The following is a 16,027-nucleotide window of genomic DNA, read 5'->3' on the forward strand; positions in this document are numbered from 1 at the left end:
GCTTTACGGCCATTAGGCGTGAAAAAAGCAGCCATGCGCCTGGCCGCTCCTTTCGAGAGGTGCGGCTACAGCTATGGCTGCTCTATGCGGCGGCGCTTCTGCTCGGCCCGCTCCGAAGCCGCACGGGCAATGAGGCCGAGCGCCTGGGTAACGCCGCTTACCCCCGGCAGCAGGCCCGCCCAATCGCCGGCGGGCCCAAGCTCCCCTGGCGGCGGCGGGGACAGCGGCACCGCCAGCTCGCCCAGCTGCGGCCCTGGCCGGTGCAGCCGGCCTTCGGCCGCAGCCTCGGCCACCCATTCGCCGGGAGAAGGGCCGGACGGCCCCTTCTCCTTCACGCGGGTGGCCGCGTCCCCGGCGGCGCCGCCGGGCCGCGGCGGTACGGCCTTGGCCCAGGCGTCGAAGACGCCGGCCAGCAGCGCCTCCCGCGGCAGCCCCAGCAGCGCCAGCAGCTGGAGCGGCTCCGCCGCAAGCTTCTGCCGTGCGGCGTCCAGCACGGCCGCGGCTTGACCGCAGGCTTCGCGCCCGCATGTGCAAGGCACGCCCTCCCCTTCGCCCGGCAGGGGCGAAGGAACAAAGCCCGCCAGCCACGGGGCTTCACGGCCTGCGAGGAGCGAGTACAGCTCCAGCGGATGATCCGTAAGGTAGGCGATTATCGTATTGCGGGCATCGCTAGTAAGCGGCTCGATCGTCACGCTGATTCCGCAGCACCCGCCTTGCTCCCCGTCCGGACCGGTCCAGCCCTGAAGCCGCCCCGCAGTCAAATCAAACCGGGGCTCACCAGTCTTCGTCGGTTCCATAACAGCACCCTCCTCTTCGCCGTAAATCCTTCTATGTCATCCAAACATTCAAAATTGTTTCGCTCGATATAGCAGCCTGATCAGAAGAGAATCTGGGCAAGCATCCTGAACGAAAGAATTTGGCTAGCGTCCTGATCGAAAGAGAATCTGTACAGCATCTCAATCAAAAGAGAAAATCCGTATAGCACCCTCATCCATAAGCGAACGGGATGCCCGTTTACATCCAATCCTGTCCTTGAAGCTCGATCAGTCGGCGGAGCTCGCCGTCGGACATTTCCGTCAGCCATGTCTCGCCGGAGCCGACGACCTGCTCGGACAACGCCTTTTTCTGTTCGATCAGCTCGTCAATCCGTTCCTCCAGCGTCCCCTGGCAGATCAGCTTATGCACCTGCACATTGCGGTGCTGTCCAATCCGGAACACCCGGTCCGTTGCCTGATTCTCCACCGCCGGGTTCCACCAGCGGTCGTAGTGGAGCACATGATTCGCGCGGGTCAAATTCAGCCCCACGCCGCCGGCCTTCAGCGACAGCACGAAGAATTCCGTGCCTTCGCCGTTCTGGAAGGCCCGGACCATCTCGTCCCGTTCGCGCTTCGGGACGCCGCCATGGAGAAAATGAGGCTTCTTCCCGTACTTGCGTCCGAGCACGTTCACAAGCAGCTCGCCCATGCCGACATACTGGGTGAAGATGAGCGCCGATTCCCCCATATCTGCGATCTGGTCGAGAATCTCGAGCATCCGCTCCATCTTCCCGGAGGCTTCCGCGCGCACCGCTCGTCCCTCCTCCTGCCGCAGCAGCTGAGGATGATCGCATATTTGCTTCAGCTTGGTCAGCGAGGACAGCACCAGCCCCTTGCGGGCCATGCCCGTCTGGGTTTCGATCTGTCCCATCATCTCATCCACGACGGCCTGATACATAGCTCCCTGCACCTCCGTCAGCGTGCAGTAGGACTTCACCTCCAGCTTCTCCGGCAGATCCTTGCGGATGTCCGGATCGCTCTTCAGCCTGCGCAGCATGAACGGCGATACGAGCCGGTGAAGCTCCCGGTACCTCTCCTGCTGCCCTTCGCCGGCTGCATACCGCTGACGGAAGGCATGGAAGGAGCCCAAATACCCGGGATTGAGAAAATGGAAGATGGACCACAGCTCTGCCAGTCGGTTCTCCACCGGCGTACCGGTCATGGCAATCCGGTGGGGGGCCGACAGCTTCATGACGCTCTGCGCCTGCTTGGTACGGTAATTCTTAATATACTGGGCCTCGTCCAGTACAACGCTGGACCATCTGATGCCGGACAGATCTCCTCCGTCACGCCCGGCCAGATGGTACGTGGTCAGCACGACGTCGTACTCCTTGGTCTTCTGCGTGAACTCTTCGCCCCGAAGCCGCCGGACACCATGATGAACATGAAGCGACAGCTCCGGGGCGAACCGCTGGAGCTCCCGCTGCCAGTTCCCAAGCAAAGACGTCGGGCATATGATCAAGACCGGCCCGGTCTCCCCGTCCGATTCCCTCCGGTCAAGCAGGCAAGTAATGACCTGAATCGTCTTGCCAAGCCCCATATCATCCGCAAGGCATACGCCAAAGCCCATGTCGCGCATCATGCTGAGCCATTGATACCCCCGCTCCTGATACGGCCTCAGCTCCCCATGCAGCGTCGAGGGGACAGGCCGGGGAGGAACCTTCCGGATGAACTCGCCTTCGAGCAAGGAGGACAGCAGTCCTGCGGATTCCACCTCCTCGATAAAGAGGCCCTTCCAGAGCCGTTCTCCGTCCATCTCGGCGGTCAGATGCATCCATTCCGCGAGCTCCATCTCGCCCTTTTCGTGGCGCTTCATGAAACGGAGCACCTGGTTGATCTCCTTCAAGTCGACCTCAACCCATTCACCGCGGAATTGGACGTACGGCAAATTCTGCTCCGCCAGCGATTTCAGCTCTTCCCGGGTGAGACGCTGGCCTCCCATGGCCGCGGAAATTTCAAAGCGAACCAGATGCTCCATCCCCATCACAGGGAGCGGATGCATCCCGCCCGGCGATCTCGCGTCGGACATCATCTTTAGGGACAGCCCGACCCGTCTGCGGCCTTCCTTGCTCCACCTTGACGGCATTTGGACCGTCACGCCTCTTCGGGCCAGTCTCGGAACCGAATCCTTCATAAAGGAAGACAAGGCGCTGAGTGGAATCGTCGCCCCATCGGGTGCCGGTCCGCGTAAGCCCTCCGCCAGCTCCGGCGCAAGCTCCGCGGCTTCGCCAAGCCTTAGCAGCAGCTGCTGCTTCACGGAGGAATAGATCCGTCCCCGGATCAGCGGATCCGGCTCCGCCATTCCCCAGATGCTGCCTGCGGGGAGCAGCAAGCCCTCATCCTCCAAGCCCCGTGCCCAAAACGAGATTTGCCAATCCTGCCGGTTGTCCGTAAGCGGAGGCTCAAGCCGAAGTCCGAGCCCGACCGTTCCGCTCTCCGGGGGCGCATCCTCGCCCGCGGCATACGGAACCGACGTTCCTCCCGCCGCCTCCACCGCCGATGTCAGCTCCCCGATCTCTTCGACTGTTCCTTGAACCGGGAGCTCACGGTTCACCGTCAGCAGACTGTTCCACCACAGCTCGGCTAAGGGAGAATGCCCGCGGCGATAATTCGCCAGATGGGGCCGCAGCTTATCCTGGGTTTCCCGCACCGCCTCCCGGGCCTCGCTGTTCAGAATGCCGCACAAGAACGAGTACAGCACGATCGCGCCCGCTTCTTCCCGGGTTGACGGGTCATGCCCGGCCAGAGCTGCCGGCACGCCGATGCAGACTGGCGGAATATTGGCCGCCAGGTGCATGAATCGCTCCGAGTCCTCCCCGGAGAGCTGCGGCTTCCATACCGCACGGATGCTCTGCATCGTGGTGCGCCGTCTTCCGACCGCCGGCACTTCGGCTGTTCCGGGCGCAAGCTTGCCTTGAAGCAGCAGCTGCAGCGCAAAGCGGCTTGCTTGTATCCAAAATTCCATCTCTTCTCCGGCTGCGAGGCCCTGTGCTTCATAGTTTGCCGGCGTAAGCTCGAGCAGCATTTGGAACGCATCCCCCGGCGTCAGCGCCAGTCCTTCCATCGTCCGGCCGCCAACCATCTTCCGCTCCGGACGACGCGTGCTTCTCGCCCCATAGGTCGGGGACGGATATCTGAGCTCGGCCAGCCGGAGAGTTGCATGTGCGAAGGGACGGCTTCCATCCTGCATCCGTACGGCACGGACAACGCGGCTCCATGCATCTACCTTGGGCTCGGATACCTCTCCGGAAAAACAAAAGAATGCGTCACCTAACCATACGCCATAAAGCGGTTGATTCATCGTTGTCTCCCGTCTTTTCCTGCTTTTTATAGATATTATTACTATCTTATACGATCGCCGCATAATTTCAAAACGGTAACCAAAAGAATTTTCGGGCAAATAAAGGATGCCGCTCCCCTAAATGTTGCCACCTATCCGGTCCTTCATGCGTATTGAATAAATAAACCTACATTTGTCAGGAGGAGCTCGTGTGGACATCTTATTTGCCGGAAGCATTATTGGGCTGGGCGTTATATTAATAGGTATTTTATTTTTTATTATTCACATCTTGATTTGTATATGGGGATACCGCGATGCGCGCCGTCTTGGCAGAAGCCCTGAATTCGCGCTGCTTGTCGTCCTCGGTCTGCTGTTCTTTCCGATTGTCGGACTCATCATCTATCTGCTGATCCGAAGGGCTTAGAGCTTGTCAGCCGTCTTCGCGGCATATCCAGCGAACATTCCGGGATCATTTGGCGATCGCAATGATGCGAGGACATCACTCTATTCCTGCGCGCCTGCATTCCCATAGCTGCCCCATACACGCAGAAGAGGCCGCTCCGACTAATCGGAGCGGCCTCTTCTCGCTTCTATTCGTTTATTTCGCCTTCAGGCTCTCCCAGGATTTCTGGATGCCCTCGAACAATTGGTCTTTATTCACATTGCCGGCAACATAGCCTTGCATTTGGCTGCCGAATTCGTTCATGCCGCCATCCGGGAATTTATTGAACTCCCAGCTGAGCGTCTTGCCTTCCTTGCTGTATTTCACGATATCGTTGCCGAGATCGCCCAGTGTTTCGCTCTTGGTTTCAATGCTCTTGAAGGCCGGGATGAACTTAAATTCGTCCGTGATGTACCGTTTGCCGGTTTCCGAGGTGACAAGCCAGTTCAGGAATTCCTTCGCTTCAGGCTTTACCTGGGATTTGTTGTTGACTACCCAGTTGTTCGGCACGCCGACCGGAAGCTTGTCGTTCTCCTCGGCATTGTCGTTGATCGGCATCGGCAGGAAGCCGATGTTCAGTTCCGGATTGATTCCGTCAATCTGCACCTGGGTCCAGTTGCCGTTCTGTGTCATGGCGGCTTCCCCGCTGGCAAACATCGTGATCTCGGTGTTGTAGTCGGTCGTCAGCGGGTTCTTCTGGCCATACTTTACCGTCAGGTCAAGCAGGCGGATCCATTCGTCGAATTTCGCATTGCCCGCAATCTTCTCCGTTCCTTCGTTCAGGCCTTTGACAAAAGCATCCGGATTCTCTTGATGGGCAAACGGGATATTCAGCAGGTGGTTGGCCAAAATCCACGTTTCCTGATAGCCGTTGGCAAATGGCGTAATGCCTGCCGCTTGGAGCTTCTGCGCAGCTGCCTCAAGCTCGGTCAGCGTCTTCGGCAGCTCGGTGATGCCGGCTTGCTTGAACAGGTCCTTGTTGTAAATGAAGCCGTAGCCCTCAATGCCGAACGGCTGCCCATACAGCTTGCCGTCTTTCGTCATAGGCTCCTTCGCTACGTCCAGCACATCGTCCACCCATGGCTGGTCGGACAGATCTTCGATATTCTCGAACCAGGTTTCCAGGTCACGGTACCCGCCTACGTTGAAGATGTCCGGCTCATCGCCTGAAGCAAACTTTGCCTTCAATGCCGCGCCGTAGTCGGAGCCGCCCCCGACCGTCTGAATGTCCAGCTTGATGCCGGGATGCTCCTTCTCATATTCCGCCTTCAGCTGGTTCAGGGCCTCCGCAATTTCAACCTTGAATTGGAAAATCTTAATGGTCTTCGTTCCGCCCTCAGCGCCGCCTTCGGCTCCCTGGCCGCTCTCTTTCGAGCCGCCGCATGCTGCAAGCAAGGTGGAGAACGCCAGGATCATGACCAGCAGAAGCTTACCTTGTTTCTTCATGTTATGAATCCTCCCTTTTGTATAGGTGTATCAGTTGCTATGAATGGCGTTTGCTTCTTCAGTATAATTAACCTTTTTTCGATTCATCAGGTACGATATTGATCTCTCGGGTGGATGAAATTGACCGCTTTACCGGTTTATCCCTTGACCGCCCCGTGGGTAATTCCTTCAATAATGTATTTCTGCATCGCCAGGAAGAAAATGATGATCGGCAGAATGCCGAGCACCAGCGCCGGCAGCGCCAGATCCCACTGCTTGGTATATTGCCCGAAGAAGGCGAAGGTCGCAATCGGTATCGTCCGCAGCTCGGCGGATTGCAGGATCAGCGACGGCAGCAGATAGTCATTCCAGATCCACAGCGTGTTCAGAATGATCACGGTCACGAACATCGGCTTCATGAGCGGAAATACGACCCGGAAGAATACGCCGTAGCCGCTCGCTCCGTCCACCGTTGCCGCTTCCTCGATCTCCAGCGGAATCGACTTCGTAAATCCATGGAACAGAAATACGCTGAGCGGAACACCAAACCCGAGATAGCAGATGATCAGGCCGTACAGGCTGTTATTGATGCCCATCGTTGCGGTTACCTTCACCAGCGGAATCATGATGGACTGGAACGGAATGACCATGGCTGCAACGAACAGGGCGAACATAAGCCGGTTAAAGCGCGTATTGCGCCGCACCATCTGATACGCCGTCATGGCGCTCAGCATCGCCAGCAGCAGATTGCTGGCAACCGTGACGACCAGGGAGTTCCAGAGCGCCGACGGAAAGTTCGTAATATCCCATGCCCGCGAATAGTTGCTCCATTCAAACGTTGTCGGCAGCCCCGCCGAATCGGTCAGCAGCTCGCCGAAGGTTTTGACCGAATTGACGAACAGGAAATAGAACGGTACCAGGAAGAGCAGAGCAACGATGATCATGATGAGCTCGGTAGCCAGCGTATTCAGCTTGTATTTTCTAACGGTCTCCATTAAGCCTCGACCTCCTTGCTCTTCGTGAACCGAACCTGCAGGCTTGTGATGATGGCGACGACGATGAAGAAGATGACCGCCTTCGCTGTGCCGAGGCCCAGACGGTTATTCGTATACGCTTCGTTATAGATGTTCATGGCCACCGACTCCGTGGAGCCGAACGGCCCGCCCTTGGTGAGCGACAGGTTCAGGTCAAACATCTTGAACGACCATGAGATCGCCAGGAACAGGCATACAGTGACGGCAGGCATCACGAGCGGTATAATGATGGACCGAAGAACTTGTCCCCTGCTTGCGCCATCGATTTCGGCCGCCTCCAGAATATCCTTTGGCACGTTATTGAGCGACGAAATATAGATGACCATCAGATAACCGGCCGTCTGCCATACGAAGACGATGACGATCGCCCAGAAAGCCGTCCCCTTCGTCCCGAGCCAAGGCAGATTGAAGAATCCGAGATTCGTCGCGTTGCCGATCGCCGCGAAGCCTTTTACGAAGATGAATTGCCAGATGAAGCCCAGAAGCAGGCCGCCGATCACGTTCGGCATGAAGAAGATCGTCCGCAGCACGTTCCTCGTCTTGAGAGGCTTGGTCAGAAAATAGGCAAACACGAAGCCGAGAAGATTCGTAAGAATGACTCCCAGCACCGTGAACCTTGTGGTGAACCAGAATGAGCTGCGGAATTTATCGTCATTGGTAAATATCGTTACGAAGTTATCAAAGCCGACCCAATCGATTTTATTCGATACGCCATTCCAGTTGGTGAAGGAATAATACAGTCCTAGAAGGAATGGAATGATCATGATCAGGATGAAAAAAATAGTGGAGGGTCCCACGAACAGAAACTGCTGGAGCAGAGCCGATGATTTTTTTCGATTCATCCCTGTGATCTCCCCTTTGCGATAAGATGTTGTATGATGTATAGCCATTATGAGGTAACCTGTTATCATTGAACACGGAGAATCATGAACCGTTAGGTGTAAAATATTGACCATACGCTTTTGTACGATTGATCCTATCTGAGGTGAGCTGTCATGAAATTCCGCAGTATTCAAACCCGGCTGATTCAATTCATGCTGGCCGTTACAACGATTCCGCTTCTGCTCTCCTTAATCATCACATTCTCGCATACCCGCGAATCCGTGAAGGAACAGACGGTTAACGAGAACATTCGGCTAATTTATCAAGGAGCGACCAATTTAAGAAACTATATGAACAGCATCAATCGGGCTTCGCTCTCCGTCTATTCGGACTCCTATTTTCTGCGCAATCTCGCCCTGGATCCGGACAATCACCGCGTCATTGCCGAGCTCTATGCCACCCTGCAGGCGATTCAGACAGGGATGGAGGACATTCATCAGATCTACCTGCACAACTACTTAACCGGTCAATCGACCCAAGTGTCGAGCAATCTTCCAAGGCGCGAGTTCCGGAAGGAGCCTTACCGCCGGATTGAGCAGTTCGGTCCCGGCCCTGCCGCGGTCGAGCCGATCCATGAGGTTCATAACTACGGATTTCCCCGCAGACCGGCCGACATTACCGATTTCAAGGTGATCACCTTTTACCGGTCGATCAACAACATTCCATCTCCCGAGCAGTACGCTCTAATGGCGATTGATGTGAAACTTGACAGTATCTTGGCCATTTGCGACGAACTGTATGCCAAGGGCGAGGAGCAGTTATACTTGATTGATGATACAGGCAGCATCATGTATAGTCCGAATTCCGATGAAATCGGGCAGCCCTTTGCCGATCAGACGCTGCTGAATGAAATCGCCAAGGGAAAACAGGGCTATTATGACGGCAAGCAAGCGATGGTGATCTATGAGAAGCTGGATCTGCCGTATGCCCCCTGGACTTTGGTGAAGCAGATACCGCATAAAACGCTGTACAAAAATTCGACGGAACTGACGGGGATCAACGCGATTATTGCCATTTTTGCTCTACTGGTTGTCATTTTCGGCACCCTATGGATATCCATTCGGATTACAAGACCCATTAAACAGCTCACGAGTTATATGAATCAGGTACAGACCGGGCGGCTGGATGTCGATATCGATGTAACGAGCCCCGACGAGATCGGAATTTTATCCCGGCGGTTCCGGAATATGATGGATACGATCAACAACCTGATCCTGCGGGAATACCGGCTGGAGCTGGCCAACAAGACCAACCAGCTGAAAGCGCTGCAGGCACAGATCGATCCGCATTTTCTGTATAATGCCCTCCAGTCCATCGGAACGTTGGCCCTTCAGCATAAGGTGCCGCGGATCTATTCCCTGCTCTCCTCCCTCGCTAATATCATGCGCTACAATATGCGTAACAGCGAGGCGAAGGTAACGCTGCAGGATGAGATCCATCATGTGCGGCTATACTTGGAGCTCCAGAAGCAGCGTTTCCGGGATCAGCTTGAAATTACGTGGGATCTGGAGCCGGAAAGCCTGCAGGCCCCCGTTCCGAAGATGATTCTGCAGCCGATCGTCGAGAACTATTTCAAGCACGGCATGAACAGCAGGGAGACCGTGGGACGCTTATCGATTTCTTCACGCATCACAGAGGAACATAGGCTCGTCGTCGTGGTCGAGAATAACGGCACGTCGATTGAGGAAGACCGACTGGCGGCGATCCGCCGCATGCTGGCCGATCCTTCGGGCCATGAGCCGCGAAGCGGCGATGCCGGGGATATCTCCATCGGGCTTATGAATGTGCTGATGCGCCTGAACCTGTATACGGACAACAAGGCTGTTTTAACCATCGAGAATGCAGTGCCGCATGGCGTCATTGTCACGCTCAATATCAACGCTTGGGGAGAGTGAGCATAAGAAATGAAAGTATTGATCGTGGACGACGAACAACACGTAAGAGAAGCGATTGAGATGCTTGCGGACTGGGAGCGTCATGGCATAACGGAAATCTATCAGGCTGCCGACGGCGAGGAGGCGGTCCGGTTGATTGAGGAGAAAGATCCCCAGATCGTCATGACCGATATGCGGATGCCGAATTCAAACGGCCTCGAGCTGCTGACCTGGCTGCACACATCCAGACCCGACATCAAGGTGCTCGTCATCAGCGGATACGATGATTTCGAGTATGTCCGGCATACGATCCGCTCGGGGGGATCGGATTATATTTTGAAGCCGGTCGAGGCGGAAAGCCTGAACGAGGCGCTTGGCAAAGCGGCGGATGCCTGGCGGTTGGAGGAAGAAAAGCGGAAGCAGATCATGAGCCAAAATATCGAAATGAACCAGATGACCCCGCTCTATATGGACCGGCTTCTCTCGGATCTTGTGAACGGATACGGCAGCAGAGAGAGCATCGTGGCCCAGCTTCAAAACCGGATAGCTCTGCCTCAGGCAGGAGCTCACTGTCATATATTCGTTATAAGCGATGTTCAGTTTGACAAAGACCTGCTGTCCAAATTTCGGAACCGGCGGCATCTGCTCTCCTTCACCTTGATTAATATCTGCAACGAGCTGCTGCGCGATCAGGGTGTGGCTTTCCGACATATCGACAAGCCCGGTGAAATGATTGTGCTGTATTGGAACCCTCGTCTGCCCGTCAACGATATGCTAGAACGGATCAACGACGGATTGTTCGCCATTCTCCGGCGCCGGGCCCATTTCGGCTATGCGGCAGCAGCTTTCCCTGCGGAGCTGCCGAAAGCATACCTGAACGCCGTCCAGGCCTTGTGGAGCCGCAACCTGCTGACAGGCAAATCGCGAATTCACAAAGACCGCGTCCCGGAAAGCGAAGGCTCCCGTACCCCTCGCTTGGCCACGTATGAAGAGAAATTCAAATTAGCCGCCCTGAGCGGGAGCAAGGAACGGATCGAAGCTGCCGCGGATGAGTGGTTGAAGGATATCCGGGACATGGAGCGGGTGTCTCCGGAGCAGCTGCTGCGCTTCAACTCCGAATGGGACTGGATGCAGCAGCATTGGACCGAGAATGAAGTAAAGAGCATACAGGAGCCCGTAGAGGACGCGGAAATCTCTCAAGACCTGCCGTCCCCTCTTCCCTTGAATGAGGACGGCATGCTGTGCTGGGACCGCTGGCGGGAACAGATCTGCGGCCGACTCAACGCAGCCTCCAGAGTGCTTACCCAGATTCATTCGAAGGAGAACCATATTATTCATGATATCGCCCGGTATTTGGAAAACAGCTATCATGAGGAGATTTCGCTGCAGCAGATTTCCGGTCGGTTCTTCCTCAGCAGGGAGTATATCTCTCGCAAATTCAAACAGGAATTCGGCGTGACCCTCTCCGATTTTCTCGGACGTGTACGCATCGACAAGGCGAAGACCCTGCTTCTCAATCCTCAGCTCCGCATTGCCCAGATTGCAGAGATGATCGGTTACCAGGATGAAAAGTACTTCAGCAAGGTGTTTAAAAAAATGGAGGGCGTGACGCCCAACGAATATCGGAAGGTGCACCAGAGATAAGAAGCAACAGCCGGAATATTTGCTACGGGAACACCGGCTTTTGGCTATGAGAACACATGACTTGGGCCATGGGAGCAACGGCTGCCGGCTCGGAATGACCCAGGTCACGGGAACACCGGCTTGAGCCTGGGAAAACACCGGGTCACGGGACTGGAACACCTACTGCGGCCTCGGAATGACCGGGGGGCACGGAACGCCCGCTTGGGTTCCTGGAAACACCGGGTCACGGGTACGCCCGCTTGGGCCCGGGAAACACTCGCTTGGCGACGGCAACGTCCAGTCTTGTTCCTCGCGCTCCCAGTTGAACTGGCCGGCTCCCATACAAGTAAAGCTGACCCTGACAAAAAAAAGAGCTCCCGGCCGCCTCTAGGGCGCCGGAGCTCTTCCTTACGTTTTCCTTCGACCATTATCCCTTGACTGCAATGACTTCGATTTCCACCAGTCCGTCCTTAGGCAGGCGGGCTACCTCCACCGCGCTCCGCGCCGGATAAGGCTCGGAAAAGAAGCTGCCGTACACCTCGTTTACCGCTGCGAAATCATTCATGTCCTTCAGGAATACGGTTGTTTTGACGACCTGGTCCAGGCTTGTCCCTGCCGCTTCAAGAATGGCCTTTACATTGCTTAAGGACAGCCGCGCCTGTTCCTGCACGCCTTCACCGAATTCCCCCGTTTCCGGATTCAGACCGAGCTGGCCGGAGGTGTATACGAAGCCGTTGATCTCTACCGCCTGGCTGTAAGGGCCGATCGCGCCTGGCGCTTTAGGCGTGGAAATAATATGTTTGTTCATGGATAAGGCTCCCTTCTATGTAATTCTGTTATGTTCACATTGTAAACGTCCGGCTGCAGACTGGCAAATTTATTCAGCCGTATCGCCCAGCACATGAATGACTTCATTCGGATAGATGTGATGCCCCTTCATATCGGTAAGCCCGATCCTCACCATGGCGCGGGCCACCTTCAGTGAAGGGACTGCCCGGTATGGAGCGAGCTTCGGACGCCTGAACAGCACATCCAGAGAAGTCATCAATACCGCAGCTGCCTGCTCGCCGAAACGGCTGTCCGGCCGCTTTCCAAGCAGTAAAGACGGACGGAACAGATGCAGGCCATGAAAGCCCATTTCGGTCAGGCCTTCCTCCATTTCGCCCTTGGTCCGAAGATAGAAATTCCGCACATCCGGGCTTGCCCCCATCGAGCTGACCGCCAGGAATTGGCGAACGCCGTGCCTTCTGGCAAGGGTCGCCGACTTCAGCACGTATTCCACATCGACCTTCCGGAATTGCTCCCGGGAGCCGGCCTTCTTGATCGTTGTCCCGAGGCAGCAATACACGCTGTGAACACCCGCGAAGGCTTCTTCGAAGCGTTCGAGCTCATCCCAATTCACGGGAATGCTCCGCAGACTCGGATGGGTAGCGTCAGGCGGTCTTCTCACCAGCACCCGGACCTCATCCATCTCGGGTCTCTTCAGCAATTCCTCGGTAACCTGTCCCCCTACAAGCCCCGTTGCCCCAATAACGAGTGTTATCCGTCCCATCTAACTGCCCCCCTTAATTATTCATCATCTAAATCATTCATCAGATTAAGACCGCGGCTTATGGACAACCTGGACAGCTTAGATGTGGACAAAACCTCCGTCAATGTTAGGCTGACCGAACTCCTGCTACTGAGATCATTCTACACCCCATAACGGAGCTGTCAACATACTTGAATCAGGTGAAACCACTCATGGACCATACAGCCGTTTACAGGAGGATGAGTCGCAGCTTAAATACAGAAAAAGAGTGCAAATCAGGCACGATTCGCACTCCTTCTCCAAGCGGTTATCAAGTTAAGCAGCGGCTTCCAATCCCTGCGGAACCAGCCGGGGGCTTCGGCATGCGCCACGTCCCCCTCCGGCAAACCGCCCGTTATGGACGCCTCGCTCAAGCCTTCGTGAATAGGGAAGGGCTCCTCCTCCATCCAGACATAGTACTTCATATCAAACGTACTGACCATGTCTCCATGAAGCGTAAGCACCTTATCGTTACGAATATCGATCACCTTGCCGGTCACAACCCGGTTCTCCAACACGATCATTCGCCTCCCTTAATCTAAGGCTTTAATCCCGAAATCTGGCGCTCCAATCCGCATATTCGCGCTCTGCGGCATCCTTCGAATGTCCGTAGCGTTCCTGCAGCTTCCCAACCAATTTATCCTTCTCTCCGGCGATGACATCCAGGTCGTCATCGGTCAATTTGCCCCATTGCTTCTTCGCTTCACCCTTGATCTGGTTCCATTTCCCTTTAAAAACGTTGTTATCCATAGATATCTGCCTCCCTATCAAGTAATGACTCCTGCATTCATCTATCGTCTGTACATTGTGTTTACCCGCCTGCTGCCGCTCTGAATCCTTGAAGGAAGCTGTCATGGAAGGATCGCCTTCTACCGCTTGCCTCACCTGGCGCCAATTCTGTAGGGAGGGTCGCTGCTTTATCATCCATGCTGTAGCCAAGGCAGCAGAGGGGCGAACGCAGCAAAATGCCCCGCGAATCCATGAGGACCCGCAGGGCATCTATCTATCAACTGTACTTGAGGTCTGATGTAACAGCCTCTCATTCTTAGCGAATTGAGGCCACCTTCGTCTCGCTTTTCATATAATTCACGAACATGCCTGCAAAATCCGGATCCCACTGGGTCCCCTTGCCCTCCTCCAATATATTCAGCGCATCCGCCGATCGCATGCCGCTGCGGTAAGGACGATCCGACGTCATCGCATCATACGCATCCGCGACGGCAATAATCCGCCCGAACAACGGGATTTCCTTGCCCTTCAGGCCATCCGGATAACCGCACCCGTCATATCGTTCGTGATGGGATCGCACCCCTTCCAGGTAAGGAGCCATGGCGTCGGCCGGTTCAATCTGCAGCAAAATATTCTCGCCCTGCTGCGGATGCGTCTTGACCTGATTGAACTCCTCTTCCGTCAGCTTCCCTTCCTTCAACAATATATGATCACGCACACCGATTTTGCCGATATCATGCAGAAGCGCCGTCTTACGCAGCAGATCGATCTCCTCCTCGCTGAGACCGGCCAGACGGCCGATCAGAACGGAATATTCCGCAACCCGAAGCGAATGACCGGCCGTGTAAGGATCTCTTGCATCAAGCGCGGCCGCAAGCGCCGCGAAGTAGCTGTCAAGCAGCTTACGGTTCCGTTCCTCGCGCACCTGAAGGCCGCGAACCATCATATTGAAGCCCGCGATCAGTGTAGAGAATTCGTCGGAATATAGATTCGAGGTCTGGATAAGGCGTCCTTCTTTAATTTCATTCATCGCCCGGTACAGCTGGCGGATGGGGCGCTGTAAATCCTGGGTTAAAAGCCATGCTCCGACATATGCGAATCCGACGCCGAGCAGCAGGACGACCCCTGCCCAACCCCAATACTGCTGCGGGGCAATTTTGTTAAGCCCCTCCAGCCTAATCTGGACGGCCAGCGAGAACAGAAAGAGCGGAAATGTGCCGATGAGCATCGTGCTGAGCAAAAATTTGGTGCGAATCGCCATGAATACATGCCCTTCCAGCGAGAAATCGACACCATACCTCGACAGCGCATTCCGCCTTATTCCCTTGATCAGCGGGCGTATGGCGGCAATCGTCAGGAAGAACTCTATCATGGCATGGCAGCTTGCAAGGAGAACGGCTCCAAGTGACGCAAGCCATATGTAAAAGGCAGGAAAGCTCAGCTTCCCCTGCTCCATCATCCATAAGGTCAGGAGGATGGCCGGCAGCGACAGCCCGAGCAGATGGGGGCCGAATATGCGATAAACGGCGAGGCGCGGCATACGATGCACGTGTAAATAGGCTTTTTCAAGCAGATCCAGATCCGGGTTTTCCTCTTCAAAGACCGCACGGATCGGCTTAAGCTGCTTCAGGAAGACGCTGAGCTCCGAAACGCTCATGATCATGAACGAAATGGCAAGGATGATCATCAGACGCGCGCCTTCCTCGAAGGAAATTTCCAGGGTCGTTACCAATAATACGCCGCCGACGACAAGAACAGCCGCAATCGAGCCGATCATATAATTCCGAACAAGCTGTTTAAGAAATGACTTATACAGTTGCATGGTCCGCCTCTACTTTCGTAACAGAAATAAACACCCCGTTTAAGCCGAACATCGGTCTGCAGCATCATTCACAAAATCCCGCATGAAATGAGGATAATTATCGAATTTGCTAAAATTGTCGTTACTATGAATATCGTTGGAAATGCCAAAAAAATCAAGAACTTTAAACCTCATTCGCCAAGATTCTTGAATATTTTTGCTTATCGGGCCCAACTATGATATAATAATAAACTGTTACATGAAGTTTAACCCCGTAAGTTCCTCGAAAATTGATATTACATCTCAGATGAAGTGGAAAATTCCTATTTAATGACCCTAAGAGTAAGAGTTTTAAGGAACGTTTTCTGATTCACACTGGAGCGGTCATCGGAGCCGCAAGGACGAAAGAGAGGCAGGGCTTTTGTTGTTTTGGAAGTAATGATTCTTGAATGACTTCACACACGGAACCGACTGTACAGACCGCATGCGTCTGTCAGGGGTTAAATTTTATAGGCGGCGCATTTCACGCCGCAATAAGGGACCTGGCTGCAC

13 protein-coding genes are annotated in these 16,027 nt (G+C 55.0%); 3 read left to right on the forward strand and 10 right to left on the reverse strand.

Features of this window, described 5'->3' with window-relative positions:
- Positions 1 to 71: 71 nt before the first annotated feature.
- Entirely contained in the window at positions 72 to 797 is a 726-nt protein-coding gene (locus NST44_RS02080; RefSeq protein WP_340897569.1) for a hypothetical protein, read from the reverse strand.
- 217 nt (positions 798 to 1,014) lie between these two features.
- Positions 1,015 to 4,116, reverse strand: coding sequence for a DEAD/DEAH box helicase (locus NST44_RS02085; RefSeq protein WP_340897570.1), 3,102 nt, complete (start codon positions 4,114 to 4,116; stop codon positions 1,015 to 1,017).
- A gap of 190 nt (positions 4,117 to 4,306) precedes the next feature.
- Here NST44_RS02085 and NST44_RS02090 point away from each other — a divergent pair, with 190 nt between their 5' ends.
- Positions 4,307 to 4,519 (forward strand): hypothetical protein, encoded by a 213-nt coding sequence (locus tag NST44_RS02090; RefSeq protein WP_007130430.1) that lies wholly within the window; start codon positions 4,307 to 4,309, stop codon positions 4,517 to 4,519.
- A gap of 174 nt (positions 4,520 to 4,693) precedes the next feature.
- On the opposite strand, the gene NST44_RS02095 is transcribed toward NST44_RS02090, so the two are convergent.
- The 3 genes from NST44_RS02095 to NST44_RS02105 form a co-directional block, all read right to left on the reverse strand.
- A complete protein-coding gene (locus NST44_RS02095; RefSeq protein WP_251535984.1) occupies positions 4,694 to 5,983 on the reverse strand; it encodes an ABC transporter substrate-binding protein in 1,290 nt (429 codons plus the stop codon).
- Between the two features lie 137 nt (positions 5,984 to 6,120).
- On the reverse strand, positions 6,121 to 6,957 hold the full coding sequence (locus NST44_RS02100) for a carbohydrate ABC transporter permease (RefSeq protein ID WP_007130432.1): 837 nt from the start codon (positions 6,955 to 6,957) through the stop codon (positions 6,121 to 6,123).
- Entirely contained in the window at positions 6,957 to 7,838 is an 882-nt protein-coding gene (locus NST44_RS02105) for a carbohydrate ABC transporter permease (protein WP_251535985.1), read from the reverse strand. Before NST44_RS02105 ends, NST44_RS02100 begins: the two co-directional genes overlap by 1 nt.
- A 153-nt stretch (positions 7,839 to 7,991) precedes the next feature.
- Between NST44_RS02105 and NST44_RS02110 the strand changes: the two genes are divergently transcribed.
- Entirely contained in the window at positions 7,992 to 9,773 is a 1,782-nt protein-coding gene (locus tag NST44_RS02110; RefSeq protein ID WP_251535986.1) for a cache domain-containing sensor histidine kinase, read from the forward strand.
- Positions 9,774 to 9,782: 9 nt separating this feature from the next.
- Positions 9,783 to 11,396, forward strand: coding sequence for a response regulator transcription factor (locus tag NST44_RS02115; RefSeq protein ID WP_340897576.1), 1,614 nt, complete (start codon positions 9,783 to 9,785; stop codon positions 11,394 to 11,396).
- Positions 11,397 to 11,802: 406 nt separating this feature from the next.
- Here the strand turns inward: NST44_RS02115 and NST44_RS02120 are convergent, their stop codons facing one another.
- From NST44_RS02120 to NST44_RS02140, 5 genes are all read right to left on the reverse strand, one after another.
- A complete protein-coding gene (locus tag NST44_RS02120; protein WP_007130436.1) occupies positions 11,803 to 12,183 on the reverse strand; it encodes a RidA family protein in 381 nt (126 codons plus the stop codon).
- A 69-nt stretch (positions 12,184 to 12,252) separates the two neighbouring features.
- Positions 12,253 to 12,927, reverse strand: coding sequence for an NAD(P)H-binding protein (locus tag NST44_RS02125; RefSeq protein ID WP_340897579.1), 675 nt, complete (start codon positions 12,925 to 12,927; stop codon positions 12,253 to 12,255).
- A gap of 254 nt (positions 12,928 to 13,181) precedes the next feature.
- Complete coding sequence (locus NST44_RS02130) at positions 13,182 to 13,463, reverse strand: hypothetical protein (protein ID WP_340897581.1); 282 nt, start codon at positions 13,461 to 13,463, stop codon at positions 13,182 to 13,184.
- Between the two features lie 28 nt (positions 13,464 to 13,491).
- The gene (locus NST44_RS02135; RefSeq protein WP_007130439.1) at positions 13,492 to 13,695 is read right to left on the reverse strand and encodes a CsbD family protein; all 204 of its coding nucleotides are present in this window, start codon (positions 13,693 to 13,695) and stop codon (positions 13,492 to 13,494) included.
- A gap of 295 nt (positions 13,696 to 13,990) precedes the next feature.
- Complete coding sequence (locus tag NST44_RS02140) at positions 13,991 to 15,496, reverse strand: HD-GYP domain-containing protein (protein WP_340897583.1); 1,506 nt, start codon at positions 15,494 to 15,496, stop codon at positions 13,991 to 13,993.
- Positions 15,497 to 16,027: the final 531 nt, after the last annotated feature.

It is taken from the genome of Paenibacillus sp. FSL W8-0919 (genome assembly GCF_038003785.1).
In the GTDB taxonomy this organism is placed as follows: Bacteria; Bacillota; Bacilli; order Paenibacillales; family Paenibacillaceae; genus Paenibacillus_AQ; species Paenibacillus_AQ lactis.